At 70.2% G+C, this 4,254-nt stretch carries 5 protein-coding genes; 2 read left to right on the forward strand and 3 right to left on the reverse strand.

The genetic code is table 11. The annotated features are described in order from the left end of the window. Nucleotides 1-134 precede the first annotated feature (134 nt). Complete coding sequence (locus QSG27_RS27930) at nucleotides 135-1,106, forward strand: hypothetical protein (protein ID WP_306711998.1); 972 nt, start codon at nucleotides 135-137, stop codon at nucleotides 1,104-1,106. Continuing rightward, on the forward strand, nucleotides 1,103-1,954 hold the full coding sequence (locus QSG27_RS27935) for a glycosyltransferase family 2 protein (protein ID WP_306711999.1): 852 nt from the start codon (nucleotides 1,103-1,105) through the stop codon (nucleotides 1,952-1,954). The genes QSG27_RS27930 and QSG27_RS27935 overlap by 4 nt, the downstream gene beginning before the upstream one ends. Nucleotides 1,955-1,976: 22 nt before the next feature. Here the strand turns inward: QSG27_RS27935 and QSG27_RS27940 are convergent, their stop codons facing one another. The 3 genes from QSG27_RS27940 to QSG27_RS27950 all read right to left on the reverse strand — a co-directional run bounded on the left by QSG27_RS27940 (nucleotide 1,977) and on the right by QSG27_RS27950 (nucleotide 4,189). Then, nucleotides 1,977-2,444: a helix-turn-helix domain-containing protein gene (locus tag QSG27_RS27940; protein WP_306712001.1), complete on the reverse strand. Its 468-nt coding sequence runs from the start codon at nucleotides 2,442-2,444 to the stop codon at nucleotides 1,977-1,979. A 120-nt stretch (nucleotides 2,445-2,564) separates the two neighbouring features. Next, entirely contained in the window at nucleotides 2,565-3,383 is an 819-nt protein-coding gene (locus QSG27_RS27945) for a glycosyltransferase (RefSeq protein WP_306712002.1), read from the reverse strand. Beyond that, complete coding sequence (locus QSG27_RS27950; protein ID WP_306712003.1) at nucleotides 3,380-4,189, reverse strand: SLBB domain-containing protein; 810 nt, start codon at nucleotides 4,187-4,189, stop codon at nucleotides 3,380-3,382. Before QSG27_RS27950 ends, QSG27_RS27945 begins: the two co-directional genes overlap by 4 nt. Nucleotides 4,190-4,254: the final 65 nt, after the last annotated feature.

Genomic DNA, 4,254 nt, shown 5'->3' on the forward strand with positions numbered 1-4,254 from the left:
GCCGATCAGCGCGTTCTGCGCGATCACGGCCTGGGACGCCACGGCGGCGGCGCGGCGTTTCGCGTCCCTGGCGGACTCGCTGCGCCAGAAGACGCTGCGCGGGGCGCCGGCGCTGCCGGGGCGGAGCCTGCCGCATGCCTGACGGGATGCCGCTGCGCCCCCCCTCGCTGGAGGCCGAGGTGGTGGAGAGCGGCCAGCGGTTGCGGCGGTTCGTGGAAATGCTGTGGGAGGGCTGGCCGATTCTGCTGGGCGGTGCGGTCCTGGGGCTGGTGCTGTCCGTGACCGCCTTGCGGCTGGTGACGCCGCAATACAGCGCCCTGATGGTGGTCGGGCCGACCGCCCGCGTCGGTGCGGCGGCGATGGGCGCCCGGCTTCCCGTGCTGATCGGCCGGGAGACCGCCACCGCCGCGTCGGAGCCCGGTCCGGGGGACGAGATCCTGTCGGACTTTGCGCGCTATCTCCAGCTCTTCACCTCGATTCCGGTGGCGGAGCGGCTGATGGCCGATCCGGTGCTGCTGCGCGGCCTGTTTCCCGACCGCTGGGACCACGAGGCCGGTGGATGGCGCCCCGCGCCCGGCCCGGTGGCGGGCGCCAAACGGATGCTCCTGACGCTCGTCGGCCGGACGGATTGGGTGGAACCGGACGCGGAACGGGTGGCGAGCGCGCTTCAGGACCGGCTGGTCGTCGATATGGTGGGCAGCGGGCCGATGCGGCGGATCCGCCTGCGCCACGCCGACCGCGCCCTGGCGCTGCGGATTCTGGCCGCCGCGGCCCAGGCGACCGACGCCCATCTGCGGGCGGAGGCGTCCCGGCGGAGCGCGGCGCAGATCGCCCATGTCCGCGCCCGGCTGGCCGGCATCACGGTGGCCGAGCACCGCCGCGCGCTCGCCGACCTGCTGTCGGAGCAGGAACGGATCGCCATGATGGTCGAGGTCGATCTGCCGCTGGCGGCGGACGCCATCGAGCCGCCCGCGGCGGCGCAGCGCCCGGATTGGCCGGACCCCTTGCGGGTCGTGCCCATGGCGGTCCTGGCGGGTCTGGCCGCGGGGGGCGTCGCCATCAGTCTGCGGCGCCTGTGGCGGGCCGGTGCGGAGACGGCTCCGTGATCCCCGTGTCGGTCGTGGTGATGACCCGCAACGAAGCGGTCAATCTCCCCCGCTGCCTGCCGGCCCTGGAGCGTTTCGCCGAATGCTTCGTGGTGGACAGCGGCAGCACCGACGGGACGTCGGCCATCGCCGAGGCGGCGGGGGCGCGGGTCGTGCCCTTCCGGTGGGACGGGCGTTACCCGAAGAAGAAGCAATGGTGCCTGGACCGGCTGCCCTTCCGCCAGGACTGGGTGCTGTTCGTCGATGCCGACGAGCGTCTCGGCGGCGCGCTGGTGGAGGAGATCGCCGCGCTGATGGCCGCCGGGCCGCGCCATGGCGGGTATTTCATCGATGGCCGCCCGGTGTTTCTGGGCCGGCGCCTGCGCTTCGGTGCGCGCAATCGGAAGCTGGCCCTGCTCGACCGGCGGCGGGCGCATTTCCCACCGGTGCCCGACCTGGACGTCGCCACCATGTGGGAGGTGGAGGGGCATTACCAGCCGGTGATCGCCGGCACCGTCGGGCGGCTGAGGCACGCTCTGGACCACGCCGACGACAAGCCCGTCGCGGCCTGGTTCGAACGGCACGGCCGTTACGCCGACTGGGAGGCGGCGTTGCGTGCGGACGGGCGGATGGATGGGCTGATCGCGCGGGAATCCGGTTCGCGGCGGTGGCTGAAGCGATGGTTCGGCGCCGTGCCGGCCCGTCCGCTTCTGGTGTTTTTGTATGGATATGTTTTGCGGCTTGGCTTCCTGGACGGCGGTCCGGGGTTTCAGCACGCGCTGGCGCGGGCCTTCTACTACTGGCAGATCGGCGTAAAGATTGCGGACGCGAGGCGGCGGTCTGTGCCCCACGCGTCCGCCAATGACTGAGGGCCGGAAACGGTGCCGTGCCTTACACCGCCTCGTCCAGGGCGCGCTCGCCGCCCAGGGCCTTCAACAGGTCGAAGGTGCGCTTGCGGACGGAAGGGTCCTCGATGCGGTAGTAGGCCCGCACCAGTTCCAGGGTCTCGCGCCGGGCCATCGACTCGAACTCTTCCGTCTCGGAGGGCGGAAGGTCGGGCGACGGGGTGGCGATGTGCTCCGGCGACGGCATGTCTTCGAAGAAGTAGCTGACCGGCACGCCCAGAACCTGCGACAGGTTGAACAGGCGGCTGGCGCTGATGCGGTTGGACCCGCGCTCGTACTTCTGGAGCTGCTGGAAGGTGATGCCCACCGCTTCGCCCAGCTTTTCCTGGCTCAGACCGAGCAGGGTCCGGCGCAGGCGCAGACGCGCGCCGACATGAATGTCGATGGGGTTGGGACCTTCGCCGCGGCGTGAAAGCGTGTGGGCAGGCGATAGCTTGGTTTTCGTGGCACTCATAATAGACCCTCAGTATGGAGGCGGCAGGCACCACCAGGGAAATTGGTTAGTTCAGAAAGTAAATTCTATGCAACTTTTCGTGCGCATCAACAGCTAGATGCGTGGTTCAGTCGTCAAAGCTTATGAAAGAAACGATCGTTCATTTGAGGAGAAACGATATTTCGTGTAAAGCCATGGAATCGTCTGGCGCAGGGTAAGGGCAAGCCATTGTAATCCCCATATTGTTGCGTTGCCCGGCCAGCCAAGCCCGAGCAACTCACGGCGGATGATCGCCTGCTCCCGCCGGCCCCTTGCGGGGTCCTGCTGCGACCGTCCGCCGGTGGCGAAGATACAAACCGAAAGTGGCAGACGCCGTGCCGAGCCGCCCCGCTTCAGCACCGTTAAAGTGAAGGCATAATCGGCGGCCAGCCCGTGGCGCAGATCGAATCGGACTCCGGACAGGGCGGACAGCCGGTAGACCATGGCTTGGTGGTGCGTGAACATGCCCAGCGCGGCGCGGCGATGCGACCTTGCGGGTTTCACGGCCAGGCGCCCGCCGGGAAGCTCCTCCAGAGCGTCCCCGTACAGCAGGCCGTGATCGGGGTGCTCCGCCAGGGCGGGGAGGAGCCGCTCCAGCACCCGGTCGTCGGCCAGCCGGTCGCCGGCGTTGAGGAACAGGACGTGGCTGCAGGGCGGCGACCGTCCGGCGACGGCGTCCAGCGCGACGTTCATGGCGTCGTACAGGCCGCGGTCGGGGGCGGAGCGCCACCACGCCGCCTCGTCTCCGTGGCGGGCCAGCCAGCCGGCGGTCCCGTCGATGGAGGCGCCGTCCGCGATGAACCAGTCATAGGCCGGCACGGTCTGGGCGCGCAGGCTGGCGCGGGTGGCGCGCAGGCCGGGCAGGTCGTCGCGGACCACCGTGACCACGGCCAGCCGGACCGTATCCGTTCCACCCCTCAATCGGAGATCACCGCGATGGCCGCCGCCGAGAGGGCGAGCTGGCCCAGGATGCTGCCGATGTTCTTGGAGAATTCCATCAGGTCGAAAGGCTTCGGGTCGCGCGGCACCACGATGGACGAGCCGGGCGGGATCGCCGCGATCGTGTGGTTCCAGGAGGAGAGGGACAGCGGTTGCGCCCGCCCGTCCGGCAGAACCACGAAGATGCGGCTGGTGTCGGCGTTGCGGCTCGCCCCGCCGGCCTCCCGCAGATAGGCTTCGGCGGTCTTGCCGCTGACGAACTGGGCGGCGGTCGGGTGAAGCACCTCGCCGGTCACGGTGACGGTCAGGGGACGCTTCGGGATCAGGATCCGGTCATCCGGCTCCAGCAGCACGTCCAACTCGGGCCGGCTGCGCAGGACCAGCGGGTCGGCCTCCACGACGATGCGTCCCAGCGGCTCCACCCCGCGCAGCTGCGTCGCAAGCTGCCGCGCCAGACCGACCACGTCCGACCTTGCGGCCTCGCCCTTCTCGACCTCCTGCACCATCCAGCGCTCAAGGTCGCGGGCCTGCTGGTCGAACCACGCGCGCTCGCGCTTGCGCTCGCTCTCGCGCAAAAGGCTGGTTCCGGCGGGGTAGGCCTCTTCCGTCAGGCCGCCGGCCCGGTCGATCAGCGAGGACAGCGTCTCGCCGCGGGTCACGTCGTAGGCGCCGGGGCGGCGCACCGCGCCGGAGACGACGACCGCCCGCGCCTCCAGGGTCTGGGGAGCCGGGTTGACGCGCAGGCTGTCGCCCGGACGCAGCGCCGTCCGGACGGAGGGGTCACGCAACGGACACTCGCCAAGCGGGGCAGGTTTGGTGTTTGAATGGTCCGCCGTGCCTGCATCGTCGTCGG

The organism is Azospirillum isscasi (genome assembly GCF_030849505.1).
GTDB classification, from domain to species: domain Bacteria; phylum Pseudomonadota; class Alphaproteobacteria; order Azospirillales; family Azospirillaceae; genus Azospirillum; species Azospirillum isscasi.